We start from the raw sequence: 16,067 nt of genomic DNA, 5'->3' as shown, positions 1-16,067 counted from the left end.
TCAAACCTCGAATTCGCTCAGAAGGGAATCGATCTCCGACAGCCGCTGCGCCCTGGAGCCCTGCGCCGGCAGGCCTGCGGCGGGCAGATGCGCGGCGAGCGCCTTGACGGTCGGAGCGTCGAAGAAATGTCGGATGGCCAGCTCGCAGGCATGCCGCTGGGCGAGCAGCGCGGTGATCCGGATAGCCAGCAGGGAATGCCCGCCCAGTTCGAAGAAGTTGTCGTGGCGCCCTACCCGCTCGATGCCCAGCACCTCGGCCCAGATCGCCGCCAGCGCCTCCTCGGCATCGCCCTGCGGCGCCTCGTAGGCCCGGTCGCTCGCCAGCTCCGGCTCGGGCAGCGCCTTGCGGTCGACCTTGCCGTTGGCGTTCAGCGGCAGGGCCTCCAGCACCACCAGGGCGCCCGGCACCATGTAGTCCGGCAGCGTCCGGCCGAGGCGCTCGCGCAGCAGCGCGCCGTCGAGGAACTGCCCCGCGCGCGCCGATACGTAGCCCACCAGCCGCGTCCCGCCCGGCCCCTCCTTGGCCAGCACCACCGCCTCGCGCACCTCCGGCTGGGCCAGCAGCTGCGCCTCGATCTCGCCCAGTTCGATGCGGAAGCCGCGCACCTTCACCTGATGGTCGATGCGCCCCAGGTACTCCAACTGGCCTTCGGTGTTCCAGCGCACCAGGTCGCCGGTGCGGTACAGCCGGCCGCCCTGCGGATCGAAGGGGTCGGCCACGAAGCGCTCGGCGGTCAGTCCGGCCCGGTTCAGATAGCCGCGCGCCAGACCCTCTCCGGCCACGTAGAGCTCGCCGGGCATGCCGACGGGCACACGGTTGAAGGCCCCGTCCAGCACGTGCAGCCCCAGGTCCGGGATGGCCACGCCGACCGGGCTGCGCTGCCCGTCCAGGTCGCTCCGGGTGACCGGCCGGTACGTCACGTGAACCGTCGTCTCGGTGATGCCGTACATGTTGATCAGCCGGGGCTGCTCGTCGCCCCACCGCTCGATCCAGGGGCGCAGCCGCTCGGGCTCCAGCGCCTCGCCGCCGAAGATCACGGCACGCAGCGCCAGGCGCTCTTCGTACACGTCCGGTATGCGGATCAGTTGGCCGAATGCCGAAGGCGTCTGGTTGAGCACCGTCACCCGCTGCCTGCGCAGCAGCTTCAGGAAGTCCTCCGGCGAGCGGCTGATCCAGAACGGCACTATCACCAGCTTCCCGCCCGTGCACAGGGCGCCGAAGATCTCCCAGACCGAGAAGTCGAAGGCGTAGGAGTGGAACATGGTCCACACGTCGTCCCGGCCGAAGCCGAACCAGGGCTCCGTGGCCCCCAGCAGCCGGGTCAGGTTGCGATGGCAGAGCTGGGCCCCCTTGGGTCGGCCGGTGGAGCCCGAGGTGTAGATCACGTAGGCGAGGTTGTCGCCGTGCAGCCCGACCTGCGGGTCGTGCTCGGACTCGCCGTCGAGGTCGAGGCGGTCCAGTTCCAGCATGGTCAGCGCCTGGCTGCCGGGAATGCGCCCGCCGAGATGGCTCTGCGTCAGCAACAGCCCGATGCCGCTGTCCTCGACCATCCAGGCCAGGCGCTCGGCCGGATACTCCGGGTCCAGCGGCACGTAGGCGCCGCCGGCCTTGAGAATGGCCAAAAGGCCCACCACCATCTCGATGGAGCGCTCCACCGCGATACCCACCCGGGTTTCGGGCGCGACGCCGAGGGCGATCAGCCGGTGCGCCAGGCGGTTGGCGCGGCGGTTGAGTTCGGCATAGCTCAGTTCGCGGTCGTCGCAGGCCAGCGCCACCGCCGCCGGCTGCTCGCGGGCCTGCCGCTCGATCAGCCGGTGGATCGGCCCGGCATCCGGGTGCGGCTGCGTGCGGGTGCCCCACTGCTGCAGCAGGGCCTGCTCGGACTCGCCCAGAATCTCGATATCGTCCAGCGCCTGCTGCGGATGCTCGGCGAGCGCCTGCAGCACCGCCAGGTAGTGCCCCGCCAGACGCTCGACGGTCTGCGCCTCGAACAGCTCGCGGGCGTAGCGGAAGCGCACCTCGACCCTGCCGTCCTCGCTCTCCCAGGTCTCCAGGGTCAGCTCGAACTGTGCGGCCTGCTCCTCGAAGTCCAGCCGCTGCACCTCGACATCCGGCCACTGCGCCAGGGAGCCGTGGTCCCGGCGCAGGTGGGTGAATACCACCTGGAAGAACGGGTGGGTGTTCAGGCTGCGCTCCGGCTGCAACGCCTCGACCAGTTGCTCGAAGGGCAGGTCCTGATGCGCCTGGGCGCCCAGCGCCCGGTCGCGGGTCTGCATCAGCAGCTCGGCCAGGCTCATCCGCCCGTCGAGGCGGGCGCCCAGTACCTGGGTGTTGACGAAGAAGCCGACGATGCCGACGGTTTCCGCGCGGTTGCGGTTGGCGATGGGTACGCCGACGCGGATCTGCGTCTGGCCGCTATGGCGGAACAGCAGCGTCTGGAAGGCCGTCAGCAGGGTCATGAACAGGGTGGCGCCGTGCGCCTGCGCCTGCTGCCTGAGCCGCTCGGTCAGCTCCTTGGCCAGCACCCGGCTGTGCAGGGCCGCGGCATACTTGCCGTCGGCCCGGCGCGGTCGGTCGGTGTGCAGCGCCAGCACCGGCTGCTCGCCGCCCAGTTGCTCGCGCCACCAGGCGAGCTGGCGCTCGCCCTCGGCCCCTTCGAGCCACTGGCGCTGCCATACGGCATAGTCGGCGTACTGGACCGGCAGATCCGGCAGCCCGGCCGGCTGGCCTTGCAGGCGTGCCCGGTACAAGGCCGCCAGCTCGTCGAGAATGATCTGGGTGGACCAGCCGTCCGATACGATGTGATGCATCACCACGAGCAGCAGGTGCTCGTTCTCCCCGGTCCGGAGCAGCGCCACGCGCAGCAGCGGTCCCTGCGCCAGGTCGAAGGGCGCCGCGCAGATCCGTTGCAGCTCGCCCGCGATGCGCGCCTCGCGCGCGTCGGCGGCGAGGCCGGCGAGATCGATGCAGGGCAGCTCGATGCCCGTCGCCGGCTGGACGAACTGCTCGGCCACGCCGTCGCTTCCTTCGCGGAACAGGGTTCGCAGCGACTCGTGGCGGGCGACGAGGGCTTCGAGGCCGGCATGCAGCGCAGGAATGTCGAGGCGGCCGACGAACTTCAGGCCGCCGCTCAGGTGGTAGGCCGCGCTCGCCGGATCGAGCTTCCACAGGAACCACTGGCGCTGCTGGGCGAACGACAGGGGGGCCTGATCGCGCTGCGGACGACAGGGGATGGCATGCTGCACCGCGGCGGCGGCAGGCCCGCCGCGCAGGCGTGCCTGCAGCTTGGCGCGCTGCTCGGGGGTGAGCTTGGCACGACGTTCGGAAAGATCTTGCGGGTCGGGCATGACGAGCCTCTCAAGCGGTTGCGGGCGCGCGATCGGGCCGCGGCGGGCGGATCGGCGCTCTCGAGTTCTTCGATCGGTCGGGGTTCTGCGGGCAGCGCCAGCGCGGCGACCGCCGGGGTTCCTGAAGAGGGGTGGCCAGTTGGCCGGCAGGAGCCGCCGTCACCGCCGGGGCGACAGCGGGGCAGCCTGCCGCCGGGACGGGCGGAGGATCTGTTGTTCGGGGCCGACGAGAGCGCCGAGCGTCTCGTCTTCGCGATCAAAGCAGCTGGTGGACATGGGCAGCCTCGTGCAGTCGGAGGAAGGCGGATCCGCCCCTGTCGGTCCGGGAACCGACACGCGGGTCGTCTGCCTTCAAAGACGAAGCAGCCGGCGGTTTGTTTAGCAGGCCATCGACCTGCTGGCGACGGGGCGGGACCGGCAGAGCGGTCCCGCCCCTGCGGGCGCCGCTCAGGCGGTTTCGGCGTTCTCGATCTCTTCGATCAGGCGGGTCTCGACCAGCATCGCCAGCGCGGCGACCGTCGGCGTCTTGAACAGCGCGGCCGGGTGCAGCTCCACGCCGTAGGTGCTGCGCACCCTGGCCAGCAGCTGGATCGCCAGCAGGGAGTCGCCGCCCAGCTCGAACAGGTTGTCGTCGACACCGATCGGCGAAATTCCGAGGAATTCGCTCCACAGCGCCGCCAGATCCTCTTCCAGCTCGCCCTCCGGGGCCACGTATGCGGTCTGCAGCGCCGGGCGCGCATGCCGCTGGCGCCTGGCCACCGGCTCGGGCAGCAGGCGCTCGGCGAGCTCGGAGGTGTGCACCTGCGCGAACTGGCGCTCGAGATCCAGGGTGGAGACCAGGACCTGCGCCGCCTGCGGACCGGCCAGCAGCACCTCGAGCAGCCGCCCGCCCCGCTCCGGCGCGATGCCGACGTCCTCCGGCAGCCGCTGCCCGGCCGCCATGCCGGTCTCCCGCCAGGTATCCCAGTTGACCGACAGCACGAAGCCCTCGCCCTGCCGGGAGGCCTCGGCCGCCAGCGCGTCCAGGAAGCAGTTGGCGGCGCAGTAGTCGGCCTGGCCGAAGGCGCCGGTGATCGCCGTGAGCGAGGAGCACAGCAGCACGAAATCCGGCGCCTCGTCCGCGAGGGCCGCCAGCAGATGGCGGGCGCCCGCGAGCTTCGGCACGAAGACCCGCTCGACCTCCGCCCGGGTCCTGCCGGCGAGCAGCCCACCGCCGGCCGCGCCGGCGGCGTGAACCACCCCGTGCAGGGCGCCGAAGCGCCGCCGCGCCGCGTCGACGGCCTGGCGCAGCTGCTCCGGCGCGGCGACGTCCGCCTGCAGGACCAGAACCTCGGCGCCGAGGGCTTCCAGTTCCAGCAGCTGCTGCAGCCGGGCCGCCATGGCGGCGTCCCGGTCGGCCGCGGCGATGCGCGCAGGCCACTCGTCCCGCGGCGGCAGCGCGCTGCGGCCGAGCAGCACCAGCCGCGCCTGCCAGTTCTCGGCCAGGTGGCGCGCCAGCGCCAGGCCGATGCCGCCCAGACCGCCGCTGATCAGATAGACGCCCTGCCGGCGCAAGCGCGGGCTGGCCGCGCCGTCGCGGCGCACGGGCTCGAAGGTCTTGCGCCAGCGGTGCGGTCCCCGGTAGGCCAGCACGGGTGTGCCGTCCTCCGGCTCGATCCGCGTCGCCAGCTCCGCGGCGAGCTGCCCCGCGAGCCGCTCCTCTGCCGCGCCCCCGGCAGGCGGCAGGACGACGTCGATCAGGCGGCAGGCGATGTGCGGGTACTCCAGCGGAATGACCTTGCACGGGCCGTGCAGGGTCGCCTTCTCCGCACAGAGCGGCTCGCTGCCGGCGACGTCCTCCAGCTGGTTGGCCACCACGCTGAGCACGACGCTGCGCCGGCCGTCCGCCGGAGCCGTCGCATCCAGAGCCTGCGCCAGGGCGAGCAGGCTGTGGAAGCCGCGCTCCAGCGCCTCGTCCGGCGCCGGCAGGCCGGCCGGATCGAGGCTCCACAGGTGGCAGATGTCGGCCAGCGGGCCGCTCTCGGCCTCGACGGCGCGCAGCAGCCGCTCGAAATCGTCCCGCTCGGCGGGGCGCAGCGCGTAGTGGCGCTCGCCGAGCCGGGCGAACTCCGCGCCCCGCTCCACCCGGATCACCGGCCGCTGCGCGGCCTGCAGGCGCCGGGCCAGCCGCTCGCCCAGACCGTGCGCGTCGCTCAGCAGCAGCACGCTGCCGTCCCGCTGCGTCGGCCCGGTGGCCTCGCTGCGCTTCCAGGCCGGCACATGGAACCAGTCGGCGGCATCGCGCCGGCCCGTCGCCGGTGCCGCCCGGCCGGGCTCCCCGCTCGGCGCGGCGATCCAGTAGGACTGCCGCTCGAACGGATAGGTCGGCAGGGGTACCCGGTGCGCCCGGTCGCCGCCGAACAGGCCGGGGGCGTCGATCGCGACGCCGGCCAGCCAGAGCTGCGCCAGGCAGCGCGCCGGCTGTTCGGCGTTCAGCGCGCGGCGCTGCGGATGGCACTGGGTGGCGAGGACGGGCCGCGTGCCGGCCTGCCGATGGCGCCGCGCCAGGGCGCTGAGGGTCTCGCCCGGCCCGACCTCAAGGAGGATGCGGTCGGGCTTGCCGAGCATCTCGTCCAGACCGTCGGCGAAGCGCACCGTGCCGCGCACGTGGCGCACCCAGTAGTCCGGGCTGCAGGCCTCCTCGGCGCTGATCCAGCGTCCGCTCAGGTTGGAGACGAAGGGAATCCGCGGCGCGCCGAGCGCGATCCGCGACAAGAGGCTCTCGAACTCGCCGAGCATCGGCTCGACCAGGGCGGAGTGGAAGGCGCGGGAGACGTGCAGGCGGCGCACGGCGACGCCGCGCTCCGCCAGCTCCCGCTCGGCGGCCTCGATGGCCGCGCTCGGGCCGGCAAGCACGCACAGGTCGGCCGCATTGACCGCCGCCAGATCGCAGCCGGCCGGCATCCGGGCGCACAGCTCGGCCTCCGGCAGGCTGACAGCCAGCATGGCGCCGGCCTCGGTCGCCTGCAGCAGGCGGCCGCGCGCGGCGACCAGCGCGAGGGCGTCCTCCAGGACGAACACGCCGGCGAGGCAGGCCGCCACGTATTCGCCGATGCTGTGGCCGAGCAGCGCATCCGGCTGCACGCCCCAGCTGATCCACAGCTGCGCCATCGCGTACTCGACGGCGAACAGCGCCGGCTGGGTGATCGCGGTCTGCTCCAGGCGCGCGGCCGCCGCGGATTCGTCCGCCGCCGCGGCGAACAGCAGCTCGCGCAGATCCAGCCCCAGGTGCGGCTCAAGCAGAGCGCAGCAGCGGTCCAGGGTTTCCCGGAACACCGGCTCGCGCTCGTACAGGGCGCGGCCCATGTCCAGGTGCTGCGCGCCCTGGCCGGGGAACAGGAAGGCCAGCGTCGGCCGCTCCGACAGAACCCGGCCGCTGAAGAAGGCGTCCGGCGCGCGCGCCTCCAGGACGCGCACGGCCTCCGCCGGGTCGCGGGCGAGCGCGACGGCGCGATGGGCGAAGCGCTCGCGTCCCGCGTGCAGGGTATGCGCCACGTCGGCCAGGGCCTGCTCCGGGTGCTGCTTCAGGTGGGCGGCGAGCCGCCCGACCGCGGCGTCCAGCGCCGCCTCGCTGCGCGCCGAGAGGGCGAGCAGCTTGAGGCCGTCGCCCTGCCGGGCGACGGCGGGCGCCGGGGCTTCCTCGAGGATGACGTGCACGTTGGTGCCGCCCATGCCGAACGAGCTGACGCCGGCGCGCCGCGGCCCTTCGCAGGCCGGCCAGGGCCGGGCCTCGGTGTTCACGTAGAAGGGGCTTTCCGCGAAGTCGATCTGCGGGTTGGGCTCCCGGAAGTTCAGGCTGGGCGGCAGGGTCCTGTGCCCGAGCGCCAGCGCCGCCTTGATCAGGCCGGTGACGCCGGCTGCGGCATCAAGATGGCCGATGTTGGTCTTCACCGAGCCGATGGCGCAGTAGCCGCGTCGCTGGGTGCTCGCGCGGAAGGCCTGGGTCAGCGCGGCGATCTCGATCGGATCGCCGAGGCTGGTGCCGGTGCCGTGGGTCTCCACGTAGCCGATGCTGTCGGCCGACACCCCGGCCATCGCCTGGGCGGCGAGGATCGCTTCCGCCTGACCGTCGACGCTGGGGGCGGTGTAGCCCACCTTCGCCGCGCCGTCGTTGTTGAGCGCGGAGCCCTTGATCACCGCGTGGATAGTGTCGCCGTCGGCGAGGGCGTCGGCCAGGCGCTTGAGCACCACGATGCCGGCGCCGCTGCCGAGCACGGTGCCGGCCGCCTCGGCGTCGAAGGCGCGGCAGTGCCCGTCGGGAGAGAGGATCGCCCCGGGCTGGTAGCGGTAGCCGCCCTCCTGCAGCAGGTTGAGCCACACCCCGCCGGCCAGGGCCATGTCCGCCTCGTAGTTCAGAAGGCCCCGGCAGGCCAGGTGCACCGCCACCAGCGAGGTGGAACAGGCCGTCTGCACCGACACCGCCGGCCCGCGCAGGTCGAGCTTGTAGGCGACGCGGGTGGCGAGCGAGTCCTTGTCGTTGCCGTTCATCAGGCCCAGCAGGGAGGAGACGTCGCTGGCCCGCCAGTCCACCGTCGGCAGCAGGTGGCGCAGCAGGTAGAGGCTGGCGCCGCTGCCCGCGTAGACGCCGGTGAGCATCGGTGCGGCGCCGCCGTAGCCGGCGTGCTCCAGGGCCTGCCAGGCGGTTTCCAGGAACAGGCGGTGCTGCGGATCGAGCTGCTCGGCGTCGCGCGGCGAGTAGCCGAAGAAGCCGGCATCGAAGCGGTCCATGTCCTCCAGCACGATCCCCGCCCTGACGTAGCCGGGATCGGCGAGCAGGTCGGCGGGCACCCCCCGGGCACGCAGCGCCTCGTCGTCGAAGGTTTTGACCGACTCGACGCCGTCGCGGATGTTGCGCCAGAACGCCTCGACGTCCGGGGCATCCGGGAAGCGGCCGGCCATGCCGACGATGGCGATCTCGACGCCGGTCATTTCGTTGTCCATGGCATCACTCATGTCGGCGTCCTCTCGCTGGCCGGCCGGCGTTGCAGAAAGGCGCCGCGCTGGCGCCTGGCCCGGTCCTCGGCGCGCTGCAGCGAGGCGCCGTCGTGCGGGCCGCCCTCGCCGAGGAAGGCCGCCAGGGACTTGATGGTCGGGTATTTGAAGAGCTCGACGACCGAGGGACAGACCTCGAGGCGTTCCTTCAGGCGATGGTGGACCCTGAGCAGCAGCAGCGAGTGGCCGCCGACCTCGAAGAAGCTGTCGCGGCGGCCCACGCGCTGCATGCCCAGCACCTCGGCCCAGACCTCGGCCAGCCGCTCCTCGATCTCGCCCTGCGGCGCCTCGTAGGCCCGCTCGCTGGCCAGCTCCGGCTCGGGCAGGGCCTTGCGGTCGACCTTGCCGTTGGGGTTCAGCGGCAGGCTCTCCAGCACCACCAGGGCGCTCGGCACCATGTAGTCCGGCAGCACCCGGCCGAGCCGCTCGCGCAGCAGCGCGCCGTCGAGGGTCTGCCCCGCCTGCGCCGATACGTAACCCACCAGCCATGCCCCGCCCGGCCCCTCCTTGGCCAGCACCAGCGCCTCGCGCACCTCCGGCTGGGCCAGCAGCTGCGCCTCGATCTCGCCCAGCTCGATGCGGAAGCCGCGCACCTTCACCTGATGGTCGATGCGTCCCAGGTATTCCAATTGGCCTTCGGTGTTCCAGCGCACCAGGTCGCCGGTGCGGTACAGCCGGCCGCCCTGCGGATCGCAGGGGTCGGCCACGAAGCGCTCGGCGGTCAGGCCCGGCCGGTTCAGGTAGCCGCGCGCCAGGCCGAGGCCGCCCAGATGGAGCTCGCCCGCCACCCCGCGCGGCACGGCGTTGAGTTCGGCATCCAGCACATGCAGGCTCAGGTTGCCGACGGGGCCGCCGATCGGCACCGTCAGCGCGCCGTCGTCGCGGCAGCGCCACCAGGTCACTTCGATCGCCGCCTCGGTCGGGCCGTAGAGATTGCGCAACTCGACCTGCGGCAGCGCCGCGAACAGCCGCGCCTGCAGGTCCGCGGGCAGGGCCTCGCCGCTGCAGATGATGCGCTTCAGGCCCTGGCAGGCACGGCTGCCGTCATGGGCGACGAAGGCCTGCAGCATCGACGGGACGAAATGGATGGTCGTGATCCGGTGCTGCTGGATCAGTCGAGCCAGCCGCTCCGGGTCGCGGTGCTCGCCGGGACCGGCGAGCGCCAGCCGGGCCCCTACAGTGAGCGGCCAGAAGAACTCCCAGAAGGAGATGTCGAAGCTGAACGGGGTCTTCTGCAGCACCGTATCCTCATGGCCGAGCGGCTGCTGCTGCTGGCCCCAGACCAGGCGGTTGCAGAGCGAGCGATGCCGGTTGGCCGCGCCCTTGGGCCGGCCGGTGGAGCCGGAGGTGTAGATCACGTAGACCAGGTTGTCGCCGTGCAGCGCGACCTGCGGGTCGTATTCGGGCTCGTCGTCGAGGTCGAGGGTATCCAGCTCCAGCACGGTCAGCGCTCCGCTGCCCGGAATGCCTTCGGCCAGATGGCTCTGCGTGAGCAGCAGGCCGATGCCGCTGTCCTCGACCATGTAGGCCAGACGCTCGGCCGGATACTCCGGATCCAGCGGCACGTAGGCGCCGCCGGCCTTGAGGATGGCCAAAAGGCCCACCACCATCTCGACCGAGCGCTCCGCCGCGATGCCCACCCGGCTCTCGGGCGCGACGCCCATCCCGATCAGCCGGTGCGCCAGACGGTTGGCCCGGCGGTTGAGCTCGGCATAGCTCAATTGGGTCTCGCCGAAGAGCAGCGCCACCGCGTCCGGACGCTCGCGCACCTGCCGCTCGAACAGGCGGTGCACCGGCTCGGCGTCCGGGTAGGGCTGCGGATCCTCGCCCCACTGGCGCAGGCGGCCGCGCTCGGCTTCGTCCAGCAGCGCGAGGTCGCCCACCGCCTGCTCCGGCCGCTCGGCCAGCGCGCGCAGCACGGTCAGGTAGTGTCCGGCCAGACGCTCGATGGTCTGCGCCTCGAACAGCTCGGCGGCATATTCGAAGCTGGCGCGGATCTGCCCGTCCGAGCGCTCGCGGATGTCCAGCGTCAGCTCGAACTGCGCAGCCCGCTCGCCCGTCTCCTCGGGCTCCGGGACCAGCCCCGGCAGTTGCCGCAGCGCCCGCCAGTCCTCGTGCAGATGGTTGAACAGCACCTGGAACAGCGGGCTGTGGCTCAGGCTGCGCTCCGGCTGCAGCGCCTCGACCAGTTGCTCGAAGGGCAGGTCCTGGTGCGCCTGGGCGCCCAGCGCCATCTCGCGGGTCTGCGCCAGCACCTCGTCCAGGCGGGTGCGCCCGTGCACGAGGTTGCGCATCACCAGGGTGTTGACGAAGAAACCGATCAGCCCCGCGGCCTCCGTGCGCCGGCGATTGGCCACTGGCACGCCGACGCGGATGTCCGCCTGGCCGGTGTAGCGGTGCAGCAGCACCTGGAAGCCGGCCAGCAGCACCATGAACAGGGTCGCGCCGCGCGCCTCGGCCAGCTGGCGCAGGCGGGCCGACAGCTCGGCCGGCAGCTCGACGGCATGGCGCGCGGCGCGGTAGTCGGCCCGCGCCTGGCGCGGATGGTCGCTGGGCAGGCTCAGGAGCGGATGCTCGTCGCCGAGCTGCGCACGCCACCAGGCGAGCTGGCGCGCGCCCTCGCCGGCGGCCAGCCAGTCGCGCTGCCAGAGGGCGTAGTCGGCGTACTGGATGGCCGGCGCGGCCAGCTCGGCGGCCCTGCCCTGCAGATGGGCGGCATAGCGCGCGGCGAGTTCGTCGATCAGCACCTGCATCGAGGCACCGTCGGAGACGATGTGGTGCATCACCAGCACCAGCCGCTGCGCCTCGTCGGCGGTGCGGATCAGCGCCACCCGCAGCAGCGGTCCGCAAGTCAGGTCGAAGGGCGTCTCGACGAGGCGGCGCGCCTCCTCTGCCGCACGGGCCTCGCGCTCGCCGGCCGCCACCTCGCGCAGGTCGATGACCGGCAGATCGACCTCGACGGCGTTCTGGATCCACTGTGCGGGCGTGCCGTCGGCAGCCGGGCGGAACACCGTGCGCAGGGACTCGTGCCGGGCGACCAGGCCGTCGAAGGCGGCGCGCAGGGCATCGACCCGCAGCGGCCCGGAAAGGCGCAGGACCAGGCTCACGTGATAGGCGCTGCTCTTGGGGTCGAGCTGCCAGAGGAACCATTGGCGCTCCTGGGCGTGCGACAGCGGCAGGGGTTCGCCACGGCGCCCGGCCGGCAGGACGGGAATCGCCGCCTTCGGCTGGCCGCCGCCGCGGGCCTGGGCGTTGCGGATCTCCGCGGCGAGCTCCTCGAAGCGCGGCCGCTCGAACAGCAGGCGCACGGGGAAGTCGATCGCCCAGCGCTCGCCGACGAGGGCGGCCAGCCGCACCGCCGCCAGCGAATTGCCGCCGCCGGCGAAGAAGTGCGCCTGGCGGTCCGGTGCGCCGCCCCCGCCGAGTACCTGCTGCCAGAGCTGCGCCAGGGCGGCTTCCAGTTCGTCGAAGGGCGGCTGCGCGGCTACGGGATCGGCCGCCTGCTGCCCGGCGTCGAGCACGAAGCGGCCGTGCTCGTAGAGCGCATAGGCGTCGAGCCTGCCGCGCTCCCAGCCGCGGCGGCAGGCGCTGCGCTGCAGCTTGCCGCTGGAAGTCTTGGGCAGCGCGCCCGGGTTGAGCAGCACGGCGACCGACACCGGCTCGCGGCACACGCCGGCGGCGGCCCGGCTCAGGGCCTCGACCAGCGCCTCGACGCGCACGAGGCTCTGCAGGCCACGCGAGACCTCCACCGCCACCCCCACCCCTTCGCCGCCCGCCGGTAGGGGCACCGCGAAGGCCGCCACGCGGCCCTTGCGCACCACCTCGACCTCGGCCTCGATGGCCCGCTCGATGTCCTGCGGATAGACGTTCTGCCCGCGCAGGATGATCAGATCCTTGATGCGCCCGGTGATGTAGAGCTCGTCCTCGTGCACGAAGCCCAGGTCGCCGGTGCGCAGCCAGCGCCGGCCGTCGTGCTCGACGAAGCTCTGCGCGGTCTCTTCCGGCCGCTGCCAGTAGCCCTGCGCGATGCTCGGGCCGCTCGCCCAGATCTCGCCCACCGCGCCCTCGCCCAGGGGGGCCAGGGACTGCGGATCGACGATCCGCACCTCGTGCGCCGAGGGCGTGTGGCCGCAGCCGACATGGATATTGCCGCCGTCGTCGCGCTGCGCCCGGCCCTGGCCCAGGGACTCGGCCGAGAAGGCCCGGGTGACCATGCCGGTGCCGCGCCGGCCGCCGGTGACGAACAGCGTCGCCTCGGCCAGGCCGTAGCAGGGAAAGACCGCGCCGGCCTGCAAGCCGGCCGGCGCGAAGCGCTCGATGAAGGCCTCGAGGGTGTCGTGGCGCACCGGCTCGGCACCGGAGAAGGCCAACCGCCAGCTCGACAGGTCGAGCTGCGCCAGCTGCGCGTCCTTGACCCGCTCCAGGCACAGGCGGTAGGCGAAGTCCGGGCCGCCGCTGATGCTGCCGCGATGCCGGGAGATCGCCTCCAGCCAGCGGATCGGCCGCTCCAGGAAGAACTGCGGGGTCATCAGTGCGACGGGGATGCCGCGGTGCACGGGCTGCAGCAGGCCGCCGATCAGCCCCATGTCGTGGTAGAGCGGCAGCCAGGAGACGAAGACGTCGTCCGCGCCGACCGCCAGGCCTTCCTCGATGGCGCGCTCGTTGGCCATCAGGTTGCCGTGGCTGACCATGACGCCCTTGGGTGCCGAGGTCGAGCCGGAGGTGTACTGCAGGAAGGCGATGTCGTCGTCGGCCGGCGCGTGCGGCCGCCAGGCATCGGCGCCGGCGGCATCGACCGTGTCGACGGCGATGGCCGCGCAGCCGGCGAAGCCGTCGACCGCCGTGCCGAGCAGCGCGAGGATCGCGCCCGTGGTGAGCAGGCAGCGGGCCTGCGCATCCTCGGCGATGCCGGTCAGCCGCGCCAGATGCTGCGGGCGGGCCGACTCGGGCGGGAACACCGGCACCGCGGTCAGCCCGGCATACAGGCAGGCGAAGAAGGCGACGGCGTAGTGGTCGTCGTTGTCGAGCAGCAGCAGGGCGCGCTCGCCGGGGCCGAAGCGCTCCTGCAGCTGCGCGGCCAGGGCCCTGACGCGCCGGTCCAGCGCGGCGTAGGAGACGAGGGTGTCGGCGGGCGCGCCGTCCTGCTCGCGGACCACGATCAGGGCGGTGTCGGTCGGCCGCTCGGCGGCCAGGTGCCGCAGGTGCTCGACGAAATTGCGGGGATAGCGGGGTACTGACGGCGGCATGCTGTTCATCTCGCGTCTCTCGTTCTCGAATCGGTTCTCAGAACTTGTCCAGGTTGCCGTGCGGTTCGGACATCGCCACGACCACCTTGCGCGCACCCTTGAACGGCGCGCGGGCGTGGGCCGCCAGCATGTTGTCGAGCATCATCACGTCGCCCTCCTGCCAGCGGAACGACACCGTCTCGGCGTCGAGCACGGCGCGCACCTCGTCGAAGATCGCATCGGGAATGGGCGAGCCGTCGGCGAAGTAGGTGTTGCGCGGCACGTTCTCGATGCCCAGCAGCTCCTCCAGCGACTCGCGCACCTCGGGCTGCAGGTTGGAGACGTGGAACAGGTGGGCCTGGTTGAACCACACCGTCTCGCCGGTCAGCGGATGGACTTCGATGGCCTGGCACAGCTGGGTGGTGCGCAGTTCGCCGTCCGGCTTCCACTCCCAGCGGATGCCGGCCCGGCGGCAGAAGGCCTCGACCTCGGCACGGCTCTCGGTGTTGAAGACCTTCTGCCAGGGCACGTCGAAGTCGCCGTAGTTGCGCACGTAGAGGACGCCGGGAGCGAAGCGCTCGCGGATGGCCGCCGGCATGCGCCGGTAGACGGCCCGGCTGTCGGCGATCGGCGTCTCGCCGCCTTCGGCGGCGGCCGTCACGCAGTGCAGCCAGAGCTTCATCGGCCATTCGCGCGTGTAGGCCTGCTCGTTGTGCAGCGGAATGGACTGGTGGGCCGGGTATTCGGTGGAGGTGTAGACGCCGCCGCCCACCGCAGTGCGCGGCGTCGAGCCGAACTCGTAGCTGAGCAGCGGATGGCCGAAGGCGGCCGCGAATTCGCGGAAGGCATCCAGCGACGGCACCGCGAAGCCGCGCAGCAGCACGCCGCCCACCGTGGCGAGGTGGCTTTCGATCTGCGCGCGCAGGCGCGGGAAGGCGTCCAGCAGCGGTTCCCCGGCCTCGGCCGGGGTGATCAGGACCGGCAGCTCGGACCCTTCCGGGGCGCTGCGCTCGAAGCGGGTCAGCAGTTCGTTCATGGCAATTCCTTGGTTGGGCATGCGGGCGTCCGCGCCAGGGCGGCGGCGTATCCGGGCGGCGCGTCCAGACGCCAGGCGTCCACGGACGACCATTCGGGGCGGGCATGGCGCAGGCCGTAGCGGCGCCCGTCGGCCTGCCCGGGTGTGAGGACCGAGAGCTGCTGGAGGCGTCCGGCGATTCCCAGCCCCAGGGCCTTGAACACCGCCTCCTTCACCACCCAGCGCTCGAAGAAGTCCGGCCGCCGGCCGGCCTCCAGCTGCCGCTCGAGCGGCGAGAGCAGCCAGGGCTCGAGGCCCGCGGTGTCGAGGTCCGGGCTGCAACGCTCGATGTCAACGCCGACCGCGCCGCGCCGGGAAATGGCGATCAGCGCGAAGCTGCCCGCGTGGGAAACGTTGAAATCGATCGCCGGCTCGCCCGCCCATCCGCCGCTCGGGCACAGGCGCGGCTTGCCGTGCGGGTTGGTCGCGAAGCGCAGCGCCCGGGGCGCGCAGCAGAGTCGGGCGGCCAGCAGGCGGCGCAGCGCGGCGCGGGTGGCGACGAAGCGGACCCGGTCCTCGTGGCGGCGAAAGCACAGCGCCCGCGCGCCCTCGGCCGCGTCGAGAACGCTGCGGTCGGCGTCGGCCAGCGGCGCGGCCAGGTCCAGGTCGAGGCGCCAGACGCCGACGTCCGCGGCCAGGGCCTCAGGCACGTGCAATGGCTGCATGGTCCACCCCAGAGAACTGGCGCTCCAGTTCGCGCACGATGACCGCCAGCACCTGCGGCTCCCGCTCGCGAATGAAGAAGTGGCCGCCATCGAACCAGTCGAGGGAGAAGGCGCCGCCGGCCTCGCGCCGCCACGCCTCCATGCGCTCGGCGGCGATGTCGTCGCGCCGCCCGCCGAAGGCGTGGAGCGCCACGGGCAGGGGCGCCGGCGCCGTGTCGCGAAAGCTCTCGCACACCCGGTAGTCGGCCCCCAGGGTGTCCAGCGTGAGACGCAGCAGCTCGGCGCAGCCGAAGACCTCCTCCGGCGTGCCGCCCTGCCTGCGCAGGTCGGCGACCAGGGCCGCGTCGTCGTCCTTGCCGGCGAAGCGCTCCGGATCGCGCCGCGACGGTGCGGCGCTCGCCGAGACGAACAGGGCCCGCGGCAGCGGCCTCGACAGGGCGCGCTGGCGCTGGGCGATGCCATACGCGAGCAGGGCGCCCATGCTGTGTCCGAGCAGGGCGTAGCAGCCGTCCATGACCCCGGCCTGCTCGTCGCAGAGCTGCGCGACGAGCCGCTCGAAGTCCTCGACGCAGGGCTCGCCCAGCCGGGCGCCGCGCCCCGGCAGCTCCACCGGGACGAGGCGCACCCATGCCGGCAGCAGGCGGCGCCAGCGCAGGTACATGGTCGCGCTGGCGCCGGCACACGGCAGGACCAGCAGGTCGATCAGGGGCGGCCGCATGGAAC

Annotated in this window: 6 protein-coding genes; all 6 read right to left on the bottom strand. The window is 72.7% G+C overall.

The window, feature by feature from the left end:
• Positions 1–3,348: a non-ribosomal peptide synthetase gene (locus tag GCU53_RS13660; RefSeq protein ID WP_152388105.1), complete on the bottom strand. Its 3,348-nt coding sequence runs from the start codon at positions 3,346–3,348 to the stop codon at positions 1–3.
• A 447-nt stretch (positions 3,349–3,795) separates the two neighbouring features.
• Positions 3,796–8,340 (bottom strand): type I polyketide synthase, encoded by a 4,545-nt coding sequence (locus GCU53_RS13655; protein WP_152388104.1) that lies wholly within the window; start codon positions 8,338–8,340, stop codon positions 3,796–3,798.
• Complete coding sequence (locus tag GCU53_RS13650; protein WP_208845255.1) at positions 8,337–13,625, bottom strand: non-ribosomal peptide synthetase; 5,289 nt, start codon at positions 13,623–13,625, stop codon at positions 8,337–8,339. Before GCU53_RS13650 ends, GCU53_RS13655 begins: the two co-directional genes overlap by 4 nt.
• A gap of 37 nt (positions 13,626–13,662) precedes the next feature.
• Positions 13,663–14,640, bottom strand: a complete 978-nt coding sequence (locus GCU53_RS13645; RefSeq protein ID WP_152388102.1) for a TauD/TfdA family dioxygenase — start codon at positions 14,638–14,640, stop codon at positions 13,663–13,665.
• Entirely contained in the window at positions 14,637–15,344 is a 708-nt protein-coding gene (locus tag GCU53_RS13640; protein ID WP_152388101.1) for a 4'-phosphopantetheinyl transferase family protein, read from the bottom strand. Before GCU53_RS13640 ends, GCU53_RS13645 begins: the two co-directional genes overlap by 4 nt.
• Positions 15,322–16,062, bottom strand: coding sequence for a thioesterase II family protein (locus GCU53_RS13635; RefSeq protein WP_152388100.1), 741 nt, complete (start codon positions 16,060–16,062; stop codon positions 15,322–15,324). The genes GCU53_RS13640 and GCU53_RS13635 overlap by 23 nt, the downstream gene beginning before the upstream one ends.
• Positions 16,063–16,067: the final 5 nt, after the last annotated feature.

The organism is Azotobacter salinestris (assembly GCF_009363155.1).
Classification (GTDB): domain Bacteria; phylum Pseudomonadota; class Gammaproteobacteria; order Pseudomonadales; family Pseudomonadaceae; genus Azotobacter; species Azotobacter salinestris.
The sequence above is the reverse complement of the archived record's forward strand: the minus strand, read 5'-3'. Positions and strand labels throughout refer to the sequence as shown.